The 14,952-nt window shown below is 74.3% G+C and carries 14 protein-coding genes, 1 tRNA gene and 1 pseudogene; 6 read left to right on the top strand and 10 right to left on the bottom strand.

The genetic code is table 11. From position 1 onward, the window contains the following. Window positions 1-47 precede the first annotated feature (47 nt). Together ACZ5D2_RS08300 and ACZ5D2_RS08305 are read left to right on the top strand one after the other, a co-directional pair. Window positions 48-956: a LysR family transcriptional regulator gene (locus tag ACZ5D2_RS08300; protein WP_371675652.1), complete on the top strand. Its 909-nt coding sequence runs from the start codon at window positions 48-50 to the stop codon at window positions 954-956. A 210-nt stretch (window positions 957-1,166) separates the two neighbouring features. Further along, the gene (locus ACZ5D2_RS08305; protein ID WP_371675653.1) at window positions 1,167-2,432 is read left to right on the top strand and encodes a hypothetical protein; all 1,266 of its coding nucleotides are present in this window, start codon (window positions 1,167-1,169) and stop codon (window positions 2,430-2,432) included. Between the two features lie 475 nt (window positions 2,433-2,907). On the opposite strand, the pseudogene ACZ5D2_RS08310 reads toward ACZ5D2_RS08305, so the two are convergent. Next, window positions 2,908-3,375 (bottom strand): annotated as a pseudogene (locus ACZ5D2_RS08310) (cation transporter); the annotation flags it as partial. A 31-nt stretch (window positions 3,376-3,406) separates the two neighbouring features. After that, on the bottom strand, window positions 3,407-3,712 hold the full coding sequence (locus ACZ5D2_RS08315) for an ArsR/SmtB family transcription factor (protein WP_371675654.1): 306 nt from the start codon (window positions 3,710-3,712) through the stop codon (window positions 3,407-3,409). Between ACZ5D2_RS08315 and ACZ5D2_RS08320 the strand changes: the two genes are divergently transcribed. Then, a complete protein-coding gene (locus ACZ5D2_RS08320; RefSeq protein ID WP_371675655.1) occupies window positions 3,605-4,474 on the top strand; it encodes a tyrosine-type recombinase/integrase in 870 nt (289 codons plus the stop codon). The two genes, ACZ5D2_RS08315 and ACZ5D2_RS08320, sit on opposite strands and share 108 nt — an antisense overlap. Window positions 4,475-4,503: 29 nt before the next feature. On the opposite strand, the gene ACZ5D2_RS08325 is transcribed toward ACZ5D2_RS08320, so the two are convergent. After that, window positions 4,504-4,580, bottom strand: a tRNA-Pro gene (locus tag ACZ5D2_RS08325). A gap of 109 nt (window positions 4,581-4,689) precedes the next feature. Here ACZ5D2_RS08325 and ACZ5D2_RS08330 point away from each other — a divergent pair. After that, complete coding sequence (locus ACZ5D2_RS08330) at window positions 4,690-5,166, top strand: DUF309 domain-containing protein (protein WP_371675663.1); 477 nt, start codon at window positions 4,690-4,692, stop codon at window positions 5,164-5,166. On the opposite strand, the gene ACZ5D2_RS08335 is transcribed toward ACZ5D2_RS08330, so the two are convergent. From ACZ5D2_RS08335 to ACZ5D2_RS08350, 4 genes are read right to left on the bottom strand one after another with little or no spacing between them, the layout of a single operon-like run. Beyond that, window positions 5,146-5,541 carry a VOC family protein gene (locus ACZ5D2_RS08335; protein ID WP_371675664.1) on the bottom strand — a complete coding sequence of 132 codons (396 nt, stop codon included), beginning with the start codon at window positions 5,539-5,541 and terminating at the stop codon, window positions 5,146-5,148. The genes ACZ5D2_RS08330 and ACZ5D2_RS08335 overlap by 21 nt on opposite strands. A gap of 4 nt (window positions 5,542-5,545) precedes the next feature. Further along, window positions 5,546-6,166: a LutC/YkgG family protein gene (locus tag ACZ5D2_RS08340; RefSeq protein WP_371675665.1), complete on the bottom strand. Its 621-nt coding sequence runs from the start codon at window positions 6,164-6,166 to the stop codon at window positions 5,546-5,548. Beyond that, window positions 6,163-7,659: a lactate utilization protein B gene (locus ACZ5D2_RS08345; protein WP_468928127.1), complete on the bottom strand. Its 1,497-nt coding sequence runs from the start codon at window positions 7,657-7,659 to the stop codon at window positions 6,163-6,165. Before ACZ5D2_RS08345 ends, ACZ5D2_RS08340 begins: the two co-directional genes overlap by 4 nt. Beyond that, window positions 7,656-8,411, bottom strand: a complete 756-nt coding sequence (locus ACZ5D2_RS08350; RefSeq protein ID WP_371675667.1) for a (Fe-S)-binding protein — start codon at window positions 8,409-8,411, stop codon at window positions 7,656-7,658. Before ACZ5D2_RS08350 ends, ACZ5D2_RS08345 begins: the two co-directional genes overlap by 4 nt. Before the next feature lie 18 nt (window positions 8,412-8,429). Here ACZ5D2_RS08350 and cobF point away from each other — a divergent pair, with 18 nt between their 5' ends. Further along, window positions 8,430-9,182 carry a precorrin-6A synthase (deacetylating) gene (gene cobF, locus ACZ5D2_RS08355; protein WP_266843950.1) on the top strand — a complete coding sequence of 251 codons (753 nt, stop codon included), beginning with the start codon at window positions 8,430-8,432 and terminating at the stop codon, window positions 9,180-9,182. On the opposite strand, the gene ACZ5D2_RS08360 is transcribed toward cobF, so the two are convergent. From ACZ5D2_RS08360 to ACZ5D2_RS08370, 3 genes are all read right to left on the bottom strand, one after another. Further along, window positions 9,169-10,332, bottom strand: coding sequence for an aminotransferase class V-fold PLP-dependent enzyme (locus ACZ5D2_RS08360; protein WP_371675668.1), 1,164 nt, complete (start codon window positions 10,330-10,332; stop codon window positions 9,169-9,171). The two genes, cobF and ACZ5D2_RS08360, sit on opposite strands and share 14 nt — an antisense overlap. Window positions 10,333-10,499: 167 nt before the next feature. Next, entirely contained in the window at window positions 10,500-12,227 is a 1,728-nt protein-coding gene (locus ACZ5D2_RS08365; protein ID WP_468928131.1) for a glycoside hydrolase family 71 protein, read from the bottom strand. Between the two features lie 150 nt (window positions 12,228-12,377). Continuing rightward, window positions 12,378-13,754 (bottom strand): hypothetical protein, encoded by a 1,377-nt coding sequence (locus tag ACZ5D2_RS08370; RefSeq protein ID WP_468928134.1) that lies wholly within the window; start codon window positions 13,752-13,754, stop codon window positions 12,378-12,380. Window positions 13,755-14,084: 330 nt separating this feature from the next. Here ACZ5D2_RS08370 and ACZ5D2_RS08375 point away from each other — a divergent pair, with 330 nt between their 5' ends. Continuing rightward, window positions 14,085-14,864, top strand: coding sequence for a polyprenyl synthetase family protein (locus ACZ5D2_RS08375; RefSeq protein ID WP_468928136.1), 780 nt, complete (start codon window positions 14,085-14,087; stop codon window positions 14,862-14,864). Window positions 14,865-14,952: the final 88 nt, after the last annotated feature.

Raw genomic sequence — 14,952 nt, forward strand, 5'->3', positions numbered from 1 at the left:
ATCACAAGAAAACACATCTTCGCGACAGATAAGTGAGCCTTAACTCCGTGCAAGGACTCGACCCCCGCCTGCTCGCCACCCTCGAAGCCGTCGTGCGGCACGGCTCCTTCAACGCCGCCGCACGCGAGCTCGGCTACAGCGCGCCCGCGGTCTCCCAGCAGATCGCCGAACTCGAACGCCGCGCGGGCCTGAGAGTGCTGGAGCGCCGGCCCGTGCGCGCCACACCGGCCGGCGAAGTCCTTCTCGACGCCGAGCAGGGCGTCCGCAACGCGTTGGCGACGGCATCGGTGGAACTCGACGCCATGCGCGCGGGTACGGCCGGACGGATCCGCCTCGGCGCCTTCGCCTCGGCCGCCACCAGCATCGTTCCGCAAGCGCTGGCCCAACTCCACGCGGCCTACCCCCACGTGCAGGTCAGCCTCAGCCAACTGGAACCCGAGGCCTGCTACAACCGGCTCAAGCGGGGGGACATGGACCTGGCCCTCAGCTACGACTACGACTTCATCCCCGTCCCGCCGCCCCGGATGCTGCGCCGGACGCTGGTCGCACGGGATCCGGTGGTGGCCGTGGTCCCGGCACACCACCGCCTGGCCGACAGGGAGGTCATCGACCTGGCCAGCCTCGCGTCCGAGACCTGGATCGCGGCTCCGGAGGCCGCACTGCGCCTGGAACTGCTGTCCCAGATGGCCAAGACGCCTGGCTTCCAGGCCCGCCTGCAATACGAGGGGGACGACTTCAACACCGTGCTCGGCTTCGTGGCCGCAGGCCTGTGCGTGGCCGTCATGCCGCAACTCGCCCTACCCCGCGCCAACACCCAGGTCGTGGCCCGCTCCCTGGCCGAGCCGCAGTTGACGCGCTTCATCTACGCCGTCCGCATCGACACCCGGCACGCCCCGCGCGCCGTCCTGGACCTGGAGCAGATGCTCGCCGCGCAAGCGCTGGCCGCGCTCGCATGAGGCTGCGGCGGGCGGCTACCGGAGGCGAACGGAGCGTGAACCCACGTGAAATGCGCCAAGTTGACGGCGGCCGCACGCGCGTAGACCGGGTGGTGACGCCAGGTCTCCCGGCTTGTCCGACTACCGGACGCGGTGGCTGAAAGTTAAACTATTGTGTGACGGGAGCCCTACGTTTGCGGCGGTTGACGTTCCAGCGAGAGGAAACCCCTCATGACCGCCGCCGACAGTGCGCCGCGAACGGCCCGCGTCCTCACCGGCTACCGCCCCGAGGACGGCTTCATGGCCGTGGAGCTGGACCCGCCTCCGGGCGAGTACGTATGGCACGACGAGCACGCCGAGCAGCAGGAGCAGCGCTACGGCCCGGGTGCGGGCTACCACCAGTGGCTGGCAGTGGACGCACGCGACGGCGCCGTATGGTTCGGCGACATCGACTGGCGGGCCCCGTCCGAAGACCTCGGCAGCCAGCTCCCCGGCCTCCCCCGCAGGGCACTCGGCGACGGGGCCGTCCCGGCCTCCGGAATAATGGTGCAGCTGCTCGGCCACCTGGCCCATGACGAACAGCGCGGCTGCTCCTGGCGCTTCTTCACCGCTGAGGAACTGCACGCGCTCGCCCTGCGCATACTCCCCGCCGTGCAGCGGCTCGTGGACTCCATCCACCGCATCGGACCGGGCGACGAACTGGAGTGGTCGGCCGAGGCCGCCACCGCCTGGGACGACATCGAGCAGGCCGCGACCCACACCTTCGATCCCTCCGGCGATCTCCGCTGGCCCAGGCTGCGCACGACACCGATCCCTGCCTGGCGTGTCGAGGTCGGCGCGTTCCTCGCCATGAACCCCGGTCTGTGCGATCCCTCCTGGGGCCTGGCCGCGGACGCGGAACTCGATGCCTACGCCGACTACAGTCCCGAGAGCGGCTATGGCGGTGTACCGGGGCGGATGTGCCGCGCCGCCGACCGGCAGATCGAGGACGGTTTCACTTTCTACGGCCACCGTGCCGCCCTGTACGCCTACCGCGCGCAGGCGTGCGGCGACCGTGTTCCGACAGACGCCCGCGTCTGGCTGGAGACGACAGAGGCGGGTCGGGGCACCTGGGAGGCGGCCAAGCCCCCCGGGGCCACCCTCGCCGACGTCCCCGACTGCGTGCTGGCGGCTTTGGCCGAAGGGTTCCAGAACTCCGCGCACCAGGAGGGTCTGGTCCTGACGGGCCTGGACGCCCATCTGCGCCGGTTGCGCGCCGAGGAACGCTCCGCCGTCGACCAGCAGCTCGTCCGCGAAGCCGAGGAAGCCGAACGCCTCGAGAACATGCTCAAGGACTTCCGCGCGGCACGGAACCGCACCGTGACACGGATCCTTGCCTGGTCCGATGGGCGCAGCGACGGGGAAATCGCCCGCCTGGCGTCCATGCCCGACGATTACGTCAGCGACTGGCGGGCCCGCCTGACCGACGAACAGACGACGGCCACACCCGCAACCTGAAGCATGTGCGGCGAAGACAGGGCACCCGCTCCGCAGCCTCACCGCCCGGGCAGCCCGTCGAGCGCCACGGCCGTCCGTAGACCGAGGCGACGGCCCGAGGCCTTGAGCTGGTGCCGCCGGCCCGCGGCGAGTACCGCTTGCGCGGGGTAGGCGGAGCCGGACCTGGCCGCTGTACCGGCGAGACGACCGGAGACGGTGATCGTCGACGGCCTCGGGACCGAACGCACCTGGCCTGCTGCGCCCCGGGCTCCGGACTCCGGCCGCTGCGATCCGAAGCCGCCATCCTCAGCCGGCGCCTACGACCGGACATCGTGAACCCCTGCGCAGGGCAGCGGCGCGGGTGGAGTGGGCGCACGCTCCCCGGCACCCAGCCCGGCGGTTCCAAGCCGCTCACCGAGCGCCAACAAGGGAAAGGCACTGGTCGCGGCGGCCTCGGGAGCGCGGTGGTCGCCTGTGGTCGCCCCCTGGAAGCGTCCGAGTCGGCAACCGCCGAGGCGGAGCCGAGTTCGTGCCCGGCCTCGCGCTGGGCGGCCGACAGAAACGGCATCACGGCCAGGGACAGAGCGGCGAGCACGATGCCGGGGATGGTCCGCTCGGCCTCTCCGGTGCCAGAGAGCGGCAGGACGGCGTCGACGGCGACGTACGTGGCGAGCGCGAAGAACGAGAAGGCGGTGATCCGTAGGATGGTCTTCTCCCGTGCCTCGCGGACAGCGTGGTCGCGGCCGGAGAACTGCCAGGCGACCGCGGCGGCCGAGGAGACCTCGATGACCGAGTCCAGGCCGAAACCGATCAGCGCAGTGGAGGGGGCGATAGCCCCAGCGGTGATGGCGACGATCGCCTCGACAACGTTGCAGGTGATGGTGGCCGCGACCAGCAGCCGTATCCGCTTCGCGAGGGCGTCACGGCGGGCCGGGGCCGGGCCGATGGATATCTCCGCAGCCATCTCAACAGCAACCCTTCTCCTCGGCGTCCACTCACGCACGGTCGGCCTCGACGGCGACCACGGCGGTGCGCAAGTCGTCCAGGGCGTGGCCGAGGCGCTCGTCGGCGAGTCCGTAGCGGGTGCGGCGGCCGACCGGGACCGTGACGACAAGACCGCAGTCGCGCAGGCAGGCCAGGTGGTTCGACAGCCGGGTCCGGGAGATGCCCCGCGCGTCGGCCAGCTCGGCGGGATGGGCCGGAGCCTGGCACAGGGCGAGCAGGATGCGGCAGCGGATCGGGTCGGCGAGGGCGCGGCCGCACCGCGCCGGCACCTCGATGTCGGAGGCGATTGTCATCACCTACGGGACGGTCCGCTTCGAGATCCCGATTCCCGTCGTGCCCGCCGCCGGCCGATTCGGCAGCTAGCCACTTCTCCTGCGGGGCCGCCCGAGCTCACCGAAGGCATCCTGTACGTACGCTGCACCCTCTCAGCGATCGACAACAACCACCTCGTCATCACCGCCCCGAAGACCCGCTCCAGCCGCGCCTGGGTCGCCATTTCACCCCGTGTCGCGACCGCACTCCGACACCAAGCGACGACAACCACCCGTATGCGGGGAGATCCTGACGATCCGTTCACCGGCCTGGTCTTCTGCCGCCCCGACGGACGACCACTCGGCCCCCACCACGTCCTGGACCGGCTCCATCAGCTGTCCGAAGAGGCCGGCGTCCCACGGGTCACCGTCCACGACCTGCGACACCTGGCGGCCACCATCACCATCAGCGCCGGCGTGCCGCTGACCGTGGTCTCCAAGACGCTGCGGCACTCCACCCTGTCGACCAGCGCCAACATCTACAGCCACCTCACCCGCCAGGCCGCCCGCGAAGCCGTGGACACCATCGACCGCGCCCTCACCGGAGCTGAGAAGGCCGGGCTCGGGACGAGCCGCCCGGCGTCACTGCGACCACCACGCGACCACATCCAACGGCTCGTCCGCCGGCTCCGCTCCCCTGTGCCGCTGGCCTTCAGCGCCACGGCCTCCCGGCCGCAGGCTGGACGTGCGACCACACTGCGACCACCATGGCCCCGGACGCACGAAAGGCCGTCCTCTCAAGTTTGAGAGAACGGCCTCCGACCTGCGTTTCCGCATGGTCGGGACGACAGGATTTGAACCTGCGACCCCTTGACCCCCAGTCAAGTGCGCTACCAAGCTGCGCCACGTCCCGTTGTGCCGCCCACCTGGGGTTTTCCCCCTCGCGGCGGGCACATGCAGAACATTACCGCACGTTGAGGGGTGCGCGTGCACGGGTGATCGGCGCGCGGGAGGATGGCCCGGTGAACGGACGGGATCGTGATGGTGAGGGGCGGGCGCGCAGTGCGCGGCCGCGCGACGGGCTGGGGCGGCCGCTGCCGTACGGGGCCGAGGGCGTGGAGCGGCAGCCCGAGGGGGTGGTGCGTACGCCGGCCGGGACCGTGGAGGAAGCGCAGCGGCTGCTGGACGCCGGGATGCCCTTCCACGCGCACGAGGTGTTCGAGGACGCCTGGAAGTCGGGGCCCGGGGGCGATGCCCCGCTGTGGCGGGGGATGGCGCAGCTGGCGGTGGGGCTGACGCACGCCGCGCGGGGGAACGCGGTGGGCGGGGCCCGGCTGCTGCGGCGCGGTGCGGCGCAGCTGGCCGGCGTGCGGGAGGCGTACGGGATGGATCTGCCGGGGCTGGCCCGGTGGGCCGGGGAGCTGGCCCGCCGGGTGGAGGGCGGCGCCGTGGTCGACGCCGCCGTGGAGGCCCCGAGGCTACGCGGCGGCGGGCTGTAGCAGGTCCCAGCGGTTGCCGTAGAGGTCCTCGAAGACGGCGACGGAACCGTACGCCTCGTGGCGGGGCTCCTCCAGGAAGCGGACGCCCTCGGCGGTCATCCGGGCGTGGTCGGCGGCGAAGTCGGCGGTGTAGAGGAAGAAGCCGACGCGGCCGCCGGTCTGGTCGCCGACGCGGGCGCGCTGGGCGTCGTCCTTGGCGCGGGCGAGCAGCAGGGCCGACTCGGTGGCGCCGGGCGGGCGGACCACGACCCAGCGGGAGCCGTCGGGGCGGGCGGTGTCCTCGACGAGGTCGAAGCCGAGGGCGCGGGTGTAGAAGTCGACGGCCTCGTCGTAGTCGCTGACCACGAGGGCGGTGAGGGCGATGTGGGATGGCATGCCGTCATTGTGCGTCGAGGAGGACCACGTCCAGGACACGGGGACCGTGGACGCCCTCCACCCGGTCGAGTTCGATGTCACTGGTGGCGGAGGGGCCGGAGATCCAGGTCAGGGGGCGGGTCGGGTCCAGCCGTTCCAGTGCCTGCGGGACGGAGTCCACCACCTGGCCGGGGACGCGCACCACGCAGACGTGGTGGTCCGGGATCAGGGTGATGCGCCGGCGCCCCTGGTCGGGCCCGCCGTCGAGGACGATCGTGCCGGTCTCGGCGACGGCCAGGGCGCAGCCGGTGATCACGCCGCCGACGCGGTCCAGCCCGGCCGGGGTGGAGGCGGCCCGGTCGTGGATCCGGGTCGGGTCGGCGGCGGAGAGCCAGTACGGGGGCAGGCCGGGCGGGACGAGGACGCTCTCGTGCCGGGACAGCAGCCACGCAAGCAGCATCGGCAGTCCGTCCTCGTCGGTGCGGTGGACCGTCGCGCGGTACTCGGTGAGGTGCGCGGCGAGCAGGTCGACGCGCTCGGCCGGGGTGCGGGAGCCGTGGACCCGGAGGTAGTCGCGGGGGACCTCGGGGTCGGGGCCGGAGGCGGCGCGGCGGATGCGGGAGAGGATGCGGTCCTTGCTGCTCACTTCTGCGGGGACTTCCGTTCTCGGGCCCACCAGTCGCGGAAGGACTCCGCCGGTACGTCGGGCAGTGCGCGGGTGTCGGTCCAGGCCCGGCCGGGTCCGGGCAGGCGGCGCGGTCGCAGCCGCCGGGCCCGGGAGAGCAGCCGTTCGCCCGCGCGCAGGGCGCCGGGGCGGTCGAGGAGGAGGCGGGCGGCGCGCATCGCGGCCCGTTCGGCGGTGTGGCCGTGGGCGGGCCGGATGCGGACGCGGACGCCCGCACGGGTCACGGGGCCGCCCTGGACCACCCGTTCGCGCAGGTGGACGAGGATCTCGGGGATGTCGATGGCGACGGGGCAGACCTCGTAGCAGGCCCCGCAGAGGGTGGAGGCGTAGGGCAGGGTGGCGTCGATCGGGGCGGCGGTGCCGCGCAGTTGGGGGCTGAGGACGGCGCCGATGGGGCCGGGGTAGACGGAGCCGTAGGCGTGGCCTCCGGCGCGTTCGTAGACGGGGCAGACGTTGAGGCAGGCGGAGCAGCGGATGCAGCGCAGGGCCTGGCGTCCGGTCGGGTCGGCGAGGGTGTCGGTGCGGCCGTTGTCGAGGAGGACGAGGTGGAAGGCGGTGGGGCCGTCGCCGTCGGCCCCTTTCCACGGTCCCAGCCCGGTCCACATGGTCGTGTACGGGTTCATCCGCTCGGCGGTGGAGGAGCGCGGCAGGGTCTGGAGGAAGATCTCCAGGTCGCGGAAGGTCGGCACCACCTTCTCGATGCCGACGACCGAGATCAGGGTCTCGGGCAGGGTCAGGCACATCCGGCCGTTGCCCTCGGATTCCAGGACGACCATGGTGCCGGTCTCGGCGACCATGAAGTTGGCGCCGGAGACGGCGACCCTGGCGCGCAGGAACTTCTCGCGCAGGTGCAGACGGGCGGCCTCGGCGAGTTCGCGCGGGTCGTCGCCGAGGTCCTCGGGGGCCGGGCGGCCCCAGCGGCCCATCTCGGTGCGGAAGAGGTCCCGGATCTCGCCGCGGTTGCGGTGGATGGCCGGGACGAGGATGTGGGAGGGGCGGTCGTGGCCGAGCTGGACGATCAGTTCGGCGAGGTCGGTCTCGTAGGCGGCGATCCCGGCCGCTTCCAGGGCCTCGTTGAGGCCGATCTCCTGGGTGGCCATGGACTTGACCTTGACCACCTCGCGTTCGCCGGTGGCGAGGACGAGGCCGGTGACGATCCGGTTGGCCTCCTCGGCGTCGACCGCCCAGTGCACGGTGCCGCCCGCCGCCGTGACGGCGGCCTCCAGCTCCAGGAGGTACCGGTCGAGGTGGCGGAGCGTGTGGTCCTTGACGGCCTTCCCGGCGGCGCGCAGCCGGTCCCAGTCGTCGAGTTCGGCGACGGCGCGGGCGCGTTTGTCGCGGATGGTGTGGGTGGCGTGGCGCAGGTTGGCGCGCAGCACCTCGTTCCCCACGGCTTCGCGGGCCGCTTCGGGGAAGGGCGGGAAGGCGGGCATGCCGAGGTCGGTACCGGTCATCGCGGCGGTTCCTCCTCGGTGGCGGCCAGGATCTCGGCGAGGTGCAGGGTGCGCAGTGGCTCGCCGGCGTGGCGCAGGGTGCCTTCGAGGTGGGCGAGGCAGGAGTTGTCGGCGCCGCACAGCACCTCGGCGCCGGTGGCCCGGGCGCTGCGGATCTTGTCGGCGCCCATGGCAGCGGACACGTCCGGGTTCTTCAGGGCGAAGGTGCCGCCGAATCCGCAGCATTCCTCGGCTCCGGGCAGCTCGATCAGTTCCAGGCCCTTCACCGCGGCCAGCAGCCGGCGCGGGCGGTCGCCCAGCCCGAGGGAGCGCAGGCCGTGGCAGGAGGGGTGGTAGGTGACGGTGTGCGGGAAGTACGCGCCGACGTCGGTCACGCCGAGTACGTCCACCAGGAACTCGGTCAGCTCGCGCACCCGCGGTACGAGGTCGTCCGCCAGTGCCGCGAGTGTGCTCCCGCGCCCCTCCTCGGCCGCCTTCCGGCCGATGCGCGGGTACTGCTCGCGGATCATCGCGGCGCAGGAGCCGGAGGGGGTGACGACGTGGTCGTAGCCCGCGAAGGCCTCGGCGGTGCGGCGCAGCAGCGGCTCGCTCTCGCGCCGGTAGCCGGTGTTGTACTGCGGCTGTCCGCAGCAGCTCTGGGCCGCCGGGAAGTCCACCTCGACGCCGAGGCGCTCCAGGAGGCGGACGACGGCGATGCCGGTGCGCGGGTACAGCGCGTCGTTGACGCAGGTGACGAACAGGGCGGCACGCATGACGGGCAGAATAGCCGGGTGAAGAAGTTCTCAGTGATCGGCATAGGCGCGGGCGACCCGGACCACCTGACCCTCCAGGCGGTCCGGGCGATCGGCGCGGCGGACGCATTCCTCATCCTGGAGAAGGGGGAGGAGAAGTCGGACCTGACGGGGCTGCGGCGGGCGATGCTGGAGCAGCACGCCCGGCCGGGCCACCGGCTGGTGGAGGGGCGCGATCCGGACCGGGACCGCACCCCGGCCGAGTACGCGCCGACGGTGGACGGCTGGCGCAGCGCGCGGGCCGAGATCTTCGAGCGGTTCATCGCCGAGGACCTCGCGGAGGGCGAGACCGGGGCCTTCCTGGTCTGGGGCGATCCGTCCCTCTACGACTCCACCCTGGCGATCCTCGACGAGGTGCTGGAGCACGGCCGGGTGGAGTTCGAGCACGAGGTGGTGCCCGGGATCAGCAGCGTCTCGGCGCTGCTGGCCCGGCACCGTACGAACCTGAACCGGGTCGGGCGCCCGGTGCAGATCACCACGGGCCGGCGGCTGGCGGAGGGCTGGCCGCAGGACGTGGACGACGTGGTGGTGATGCTGGACGCGCGGCACGCCTTCACGGCCCACCTCGACCAGGACCTCTTCATCTACTGGGGCGCCTACGTCGGCACGCCGGACGAGATCCTGGTCTCGGGGAAGCTGGCGGAGGTGGCCGGGCGGATCGAGGAGCTGCGCACCGAGGCGCGGGCCCGCAAGGGCTGGATCATGGACACGTACCTGCTCAGGCGCGCCTGAGGAAGGCGGGCAGGAGCTCGGCGAGGCGCTCGTACTCCTCGGCGCGGTTGTAGACCTGCCCGCAGACGCGGATGCCGCCGCCTCCCTGCCGGGGCCAGATCAGGACCCGGATGCCGGTCTTCGCCGCGAGTTCCTCGCGCAGGGTGCGGGCGGCGTCCTGGGTCTCGGCGGTGCCGGGGGGCAGCAGCAGGGAGCGCATCGCGAGGCCCGGGGTGTACGGCAGGGGGGTGAGCCCGGGGATCCGCGCGAGCAGGGCCGCGCCGTAGGCGGCGAGGGCGCTGTTGTGGGCCCGGACCTTGGCCGCGTCGAGCCGTTCGAGGAGGTCCAGGCCCTCGGGCGCGGCGAGCCAGCCGGTGTAGTCGGCGGTGGCGCGGTACTCGACGGAGACCGGGAAGCCCTGTTCGTCCTCCCAGGACGGGGAGAGGGAGCGGACCCGGGAACGGTGGGCGGGGGCCACGGCCAGGAGGGCGCTGCCGGAGGGGGCGTACCCCCACTTGTGCAGGTTCCCGAACCAGAAGTCGGCGGCGGCGATCGGCTCGGCCAGCATGCCGGGGGTGTGGGCCCCGTCGACGACGGTGGTGATCCCGCGCGCGGACAGTTCGGCGAGGAGCCGGGGTCCGGCGATCAGGCGGGCGGTCGGCGAGCTGACGTGGTCGAGGACGGCCACCTTGGTGCGGGGGGTGAGCCCGGCCAGCACGGTCTCGCACACGGCGTCCTCGTCGGGCAGGTGCGGGTCGAGGGCGACGGTGGTGACGGGGGCCCGGCGGGCGGCGGCCGCGACGACGGTGCCGTAGCCGTGGTCGGTGACCAGGATCTCGTCGCCGTCGGCCAGGTCCACGGCGTCGAGCGCGAGGTTGGCGCCCTCGGTGGCGTTGGCGATGAAGGCGATGCCGTCGGGGTCCGCCCCGAGCCGGTCGGCGATCCGCCCGCGGGCCGCGGCGACCCGTGCGGGGACCGCGTTGAAGAAGGCGTCCGGGTCGGCGTGCGCCTCGGCGCGCAGCAGCTCCTGGGCCTCGCGCACGGGCAGGGGGACGGCCCCGTAGGAGCCGTGGTTGAGGTGGGCGACGTCGGGGTCGAGCCGGAACAGGCCCGGACCGCCGGGGAAGACGGGCGGGGCCGGCGGTGCGGGCGGGACGGACGGCTCGGGCACGGGTACCTCCGGGTGCGCGGTGAGGCTGTGGGTCTCCCGCCGGCCCCGGCACGGGGCCCGCGGGCGTGTCCCCCGGAGCATGCAGTCCCGACGCACCCTCCGACAGGGCCGATTCCGCCAGAGTGGCCTACCTCCGGTCCGCCCGCCCGCAGGCCGGGCGCGCGAGGTCAGCGCGGCGCTTCGTCCCGGCCGCTGGTCGCCGCGTAGTACTGGAGGTCCTGCACCGCCACCGTGCCGTCGACGCGGTACGGCAGCTCCACCGAGGCCGCCGTCCGCCCGTCGCGCACCACCTCGGCGGAGCTGGTGCCCGGTTTCAGCGGCAGCAGTTCGGCGTGCGGCCCGGCCGGCGCGGCGTGCTCGTCCCGGGCGGGGCCGACGGTGGTGCGGACGGTGGCGGGCTCCGTCAGGAAGCTGAGCACCTCCACCGTGTCCCGGGGAGCGGCGCTGCCCCTGCGCGGCGACATCAGCAGCGACTGGCCGCCGGTCGGGCCGGTGGCGGCGAACTGGGTGCGGGAGGTGAGGTACAGGGTGTCGCGGACGATCCGGGGCCACTGCCCGGTCTTGAAACGGGTCAGGTAGTACGAGGTCAGGTCCAGGTACGCGTACCCGTTGTGCAGGGAGGGCGCGAACTGGCTGCCCTCCGAGTAGTCGTTCCAGGTGGTCAGCTGCACCCAGTCGGCCCCGTCGTCGATGGCGTGCGTCCAGGTGGTCCGCAGGGTGGCGGTGTTGCCCGCCTCGTCGTAGATCCCCTGGTTCGGCCGGGCGTCCTGGACGGACACCGGCTGCATCCAGATCTTGCCGAGGCCGTGCGCCCGGTCCACGTCGGCGGTGGCGCCCTCCTGGCCGGCGTAGCTGCGGCTGCCCCACTCGGAGAACCCGTAACTGATCGGCGCGTAGGCCGCGTTGTGGGCGCCGAAGTCGAGGAAGAGGGGGACGAGGGCCGTGCGGACGCCGTAGCGGGCCTTGAGGGTGTCCATCATCCGGGTCCACCAGGCCGGGCTCTTCTCCTCCGCCTTGAACGGGGAGACGACGAGGCGGCCGTCGCCGAGCCGGTGCGCGGCGGGGGCCCGGGCCAGGGTGGCGAGGGCGTCGGCGAGCACCGTGGGGTCGTCGGTGTCCAGCGAGGTCATGTCCGGCATCAGCATGACCCTGAAGGCCGGGTCGACCTCGTGGGCCGCCCGCATCAGGAGGTCGGCGCGCTCCCGGTTCTTCCCGGTCAGGGAGAGCAGGTCGAGGGTGAAGCCGTCGATGCCGGCGGCGCGGGCGGTGCGCACCTCCTGCCGGAGGTTGGCGTACTCCCAGTCGCCGTCCTTCGGGGCGACGGGCAGGGGGCGGTCGCGCAGCAGGCCGCCGTACCGCTCGTGCTTGCCGTTCTCCCCGCCGGGGCGGAGGTAGTTGCGGGTGTAGTAGTCGGCGTCGGCGCTCGCGTTGTCCAGGGAGAGCGGGTACGGGGTGAAGTAGTGGGCGAAGACCAGCTTCCCGGCGGCGGACGCGGAGCGCAGCGCGGCCGGTCCGGGCAGGTCGAAGGGGAGGGCTCCGGCGGGGCGGGCGCCGCCGCTGTCGACCCGGCCCCGCACGGGGGCGGAGGGCGGGGGCGGGGCCTGCGCCGGGCCCGTGCTCCCGGGGCCGGGGCCCGTGGCGGGGGCGGAGGGGTCGGAGGGGGCGGGCGTGCCGGTGGGCCGGGGCGCGCCGGCGGCGGGCCCGGCGCGGTCCTGGCCGGCGGCGGCCCGGAAGGGGTCCCAGAACATGCCGGTGGCGACGCAGGCTCCGGCGAGGAGACAGGCGACGAGGAGGGCGAGCAGGGGCCGTTTCCCGAGCGGCCTCGGCCGGCGGCGGTGGGGCGAGGGCCGCGAGGGGCCGTCCTTGCGCCGGTGGGACCGTCCGTCCGCCGTCATCTCGCAGCCCCTCCCAGGAACGTGCCCCGGGCCGGGGCTGCACAGCAGTAGAGCGGATTCCCGGCCCCCGGACAACCGTTCCCGGGGACGCGGGCCGCGCCGGCGCGCGCTCCTTCGGCCTTCCCGCGTACCGGACCTGCGGCGATCGGCCTAGGCCAGGCGGATGAGGAGGGCGCGGGCGGTGCGGTTGCCCCCGGCGGCGCGGAGGCGGACTCGCAGTCTGCGCGTGGCGTCGGCGACCCGGGCCGACTCCAACGGGCCTACGGTGTCCAGCAGTTCGTGCCAGGTGGCGCAGGCCCGCTCCAGGTGGCCGCGGTCCAGATGGAGTTCGGCGAGCCGTGCGGAGGTGATGGCACGGGCGCGGCGTTCGACGGGCGGGCGGTGGCGCAGCGAGGAGGACAGGGCCGCCACGGCGCCCGCCGTGTCGCCCAGCGCGGCCAGGACTTCGGACTGCTGGTGGTGGTAGGCGGCCCGGTGGTAGTCGCCGATCGGGGCGCACCGGCCCGTCGCGCGTTCCAGCAGCCTTTCGGCGCGGCCCAGATGGGTCAGGGCGGCGCGCCGGTCTCCGCAGGCCGCCTCCGCGACGGCGAGCTGGCCGGTGACGAACGCCGCCTGGACCGGCGGGAGTCGGGGGGTGTCGCGGGCTGCGGCCTCGGCCAGTTCCAGGGCCTGCTTGCGGTGCCCCAGGTGGTGGGCCTGGACGCTCATCGCCCGGAGCACGGGCGCGTGGCACCGCGGGTCCCCCGCCTCAAGGCCGAGCCTCAGCGCCGCCCGGTAGTAGGCCTGGGCGAGGCCCTGTTCGTTGCCGTCGAAGCACAGGAACCCGGCCGTGTAGGCGAGGCGGGCGGCGCTGCCGAGGAGCCGGTGGCGGACGGCGGGCGGCGCGTCGGCGCTCAGCCAGGGGACGACGGTGGTGGTGAGGTAGGCGGTCAGGGCCGGGCGGACGCGGCCGCTGCCGTACGCCATGTCGGCGTCCCGGAACACCGGCAGCAGGGCCTCGGCCGCCGCGACCTGATGGTGTTCGAGCCGGGCCCCCGCCGGGAACCGCGGGGCCGCGGCAGCGGTCGGCGGTTCCCCGGGGGGCCGCCAGGCGCGGGAGTAGACCGGGACCTCGCCGGAGGGGCCCCCGGCGAGGCCGGCCGGCCCGGGTGCGGCGCCGGGCCCGCTGCCGTACGGGGCGGCGGGTGCGCCTGCGGTCGTACCGCCGGCCGCGCCCGGCGCTCCGCCTCCCGTGCCCACGGGCGGTCTCCGGGATCCGCCCGGACCCGGCGCGGCCCGGGCGAGCCCGGTATCGGCCGGGCTGATCCGGCGGCCGGTCCGCCGGCTCAGCGCTTCGGCGGCGAGGGCCACCACGTGGGCGGAGGGGCGGGTGCCCGAGAGCCAGTGGGAGACGGAGGTGCGGTCGTAGCGCAGCGTGAGACCGGTCTCGGCCGCCACGCCGTTCACGGCGCGGGCGAAGTCCTGCCCGCTCCAGCGGGCGTCGTTCAGGAGGGTGCGCAGTCGTCCGTTGGGTTCACGCTTGGCCATCAGAACCGCCCAGGTCGCCGGGTCGTACACGTGTCCACCGCTTCAACGCGGCCGGACATTCAACACGTCGGGGTCGCGGCGGACGTACCGGGTCCGGCCGTCCTGCGCCTCACTAGGACCTGTGCACACCGTGACACACGGGCGCGTCCCGTGCCCCTGGCGTACGGGAGCACTACGGGCCCCGGCGGAGCGGAACCGCCACCCCCGGCTCACTCCGTCACGCCGCGCACCCCCCGCCCCGCCCCTCCCCCGCCCGCCGCCCCGGCGCACGCGCCCCGAGACGGCCGCACGACGCCCGCGCACGGCCCGCCGAGCAGGAGGTTCCCACCCGTGATCCCGTACCCGACGGACCATGACGACCCCGGTGCGGCGGCCGCGCCCGGCCGCGCCCGCGCCGCCGTCGACCCGGTGCTGCGCGCCTGTCTGCACACGCTGCCCGACGCCGTACGTGCGGTCTGCGCGTACCAGCTCGGCTGGGGCGACCGCTCCGGCGCCCCGACCGGCGGGGGCGCCGGTGCGGGGACGGCGATCGGGCCCGCCCTGGTGCTGGCGGCCGCGCGGGCGGTGGGCGGGCGCGACGGGGCGGCGCTCCCCGCGGCGGCGGCCGTCGAACTCGTCCACCAGTCCACGCTGTTGCACTCGGGGGTGACCGGCCGCGCCCCGGCCGCGCGCCGCCGGCCCCCGACCCGGGCGGTGTTCGGGACGACCGGGGCGGGCGCCGCGGGCGACGCGATGGCCGCGCTCGCCGTCCGCCTCGTCGCCGGCCGCCCCGAGGCGGTCACCGTCCTGTGCGACCGGCTGATCGAGCTGTGCGGGGCCCGGGCCGCGCGCCATGCGGCCGGTCCGGCCGTGGCGCCTCCCGGGCCGGGGGCGCTGTTCGGTCTCGCCTGCGCGCTGGGCGGGATCCACGGGGGCGCCCCGCCGTGGGTGACGGCCGCGCTGGACGCCTTCGGCCGGGCCGTGGGGGACGCCGCCCCGACCGCTCCGGCGCCCGGGGCCTCCGTAGGGTCCGACGCCCCCCTGGAGCACCTGGCCGGGGCCCTTCCCGGCCCGGCCGCGGCAGCCGAACTGGTGGCGCTGTACCGGCTGATCACCCGGAGGGAGCGCTGAGCGGCGGTGCCGGAGCCGCGCCGGCCGGCCCGATGGGACGGAATGCGACATTCCCCTGGTCATACCCTGGAATTGGCGCATAATCGTC

It is taken from the genome of Streptomyces sp. NPDC031479 (assembly GCF_055581065.1).

Bases quoted from the DNA above. Each gene is read 5' to 3' on its own strand.
- ACZ5D2_RS08350 (WP_371675667.1), bottom strand. From the start codon at position 8,411: ATGCGTGCCGCCCTGTTCGTCACCTGCGTCAACGACGCGCTGTACCCG.
- ACZ5D2_RS08320 (WP_371675655.1), top strand. From the start codon at position 3,605: ATGGGCCGGAGCCTGGCACAGGGCGAGCAGGATGCGGCAGCGGATCGG.
- ACZ5D2_RS08365 (WP_468928131.1), bottom strand. From the start codon at position 12,227: ATGACGGCGGACGGACGGTCCCACCGGCGCAAGGACGGCCCCTCGCGG.
- ACZ5D2_RS08370 (WP_468928134.1), bottom strand. From the start codon at position 13,754: ATGGCCAAGCGTGAACCCAACGGACGACTGCGCACCCTCCTGAACGAC.
- ACZ5D2_RS08345 (WP_468928127.1), bottom strand. From the start codon at position 7,659: ATGACCGGTACCGACCTCGGCATGCCCGCCTTCCCGCCCTTCCCCGAA.
- ACZ5D2_RS08335 (WP_371675664.1), bottom strand. From the start codon at position 5,541: ATGCCATCCCACATCGCCCTCACCGCCCTCGTGGTCAGCGACTACGAC.
- ACZ5D2_RS08305 (WP_371675653.1), top strand. From the start codon at position 1,167: ATGACCGCCGCCGACAGTGCGCCGCGAACGGCCCGCGTCCTCACCGGC.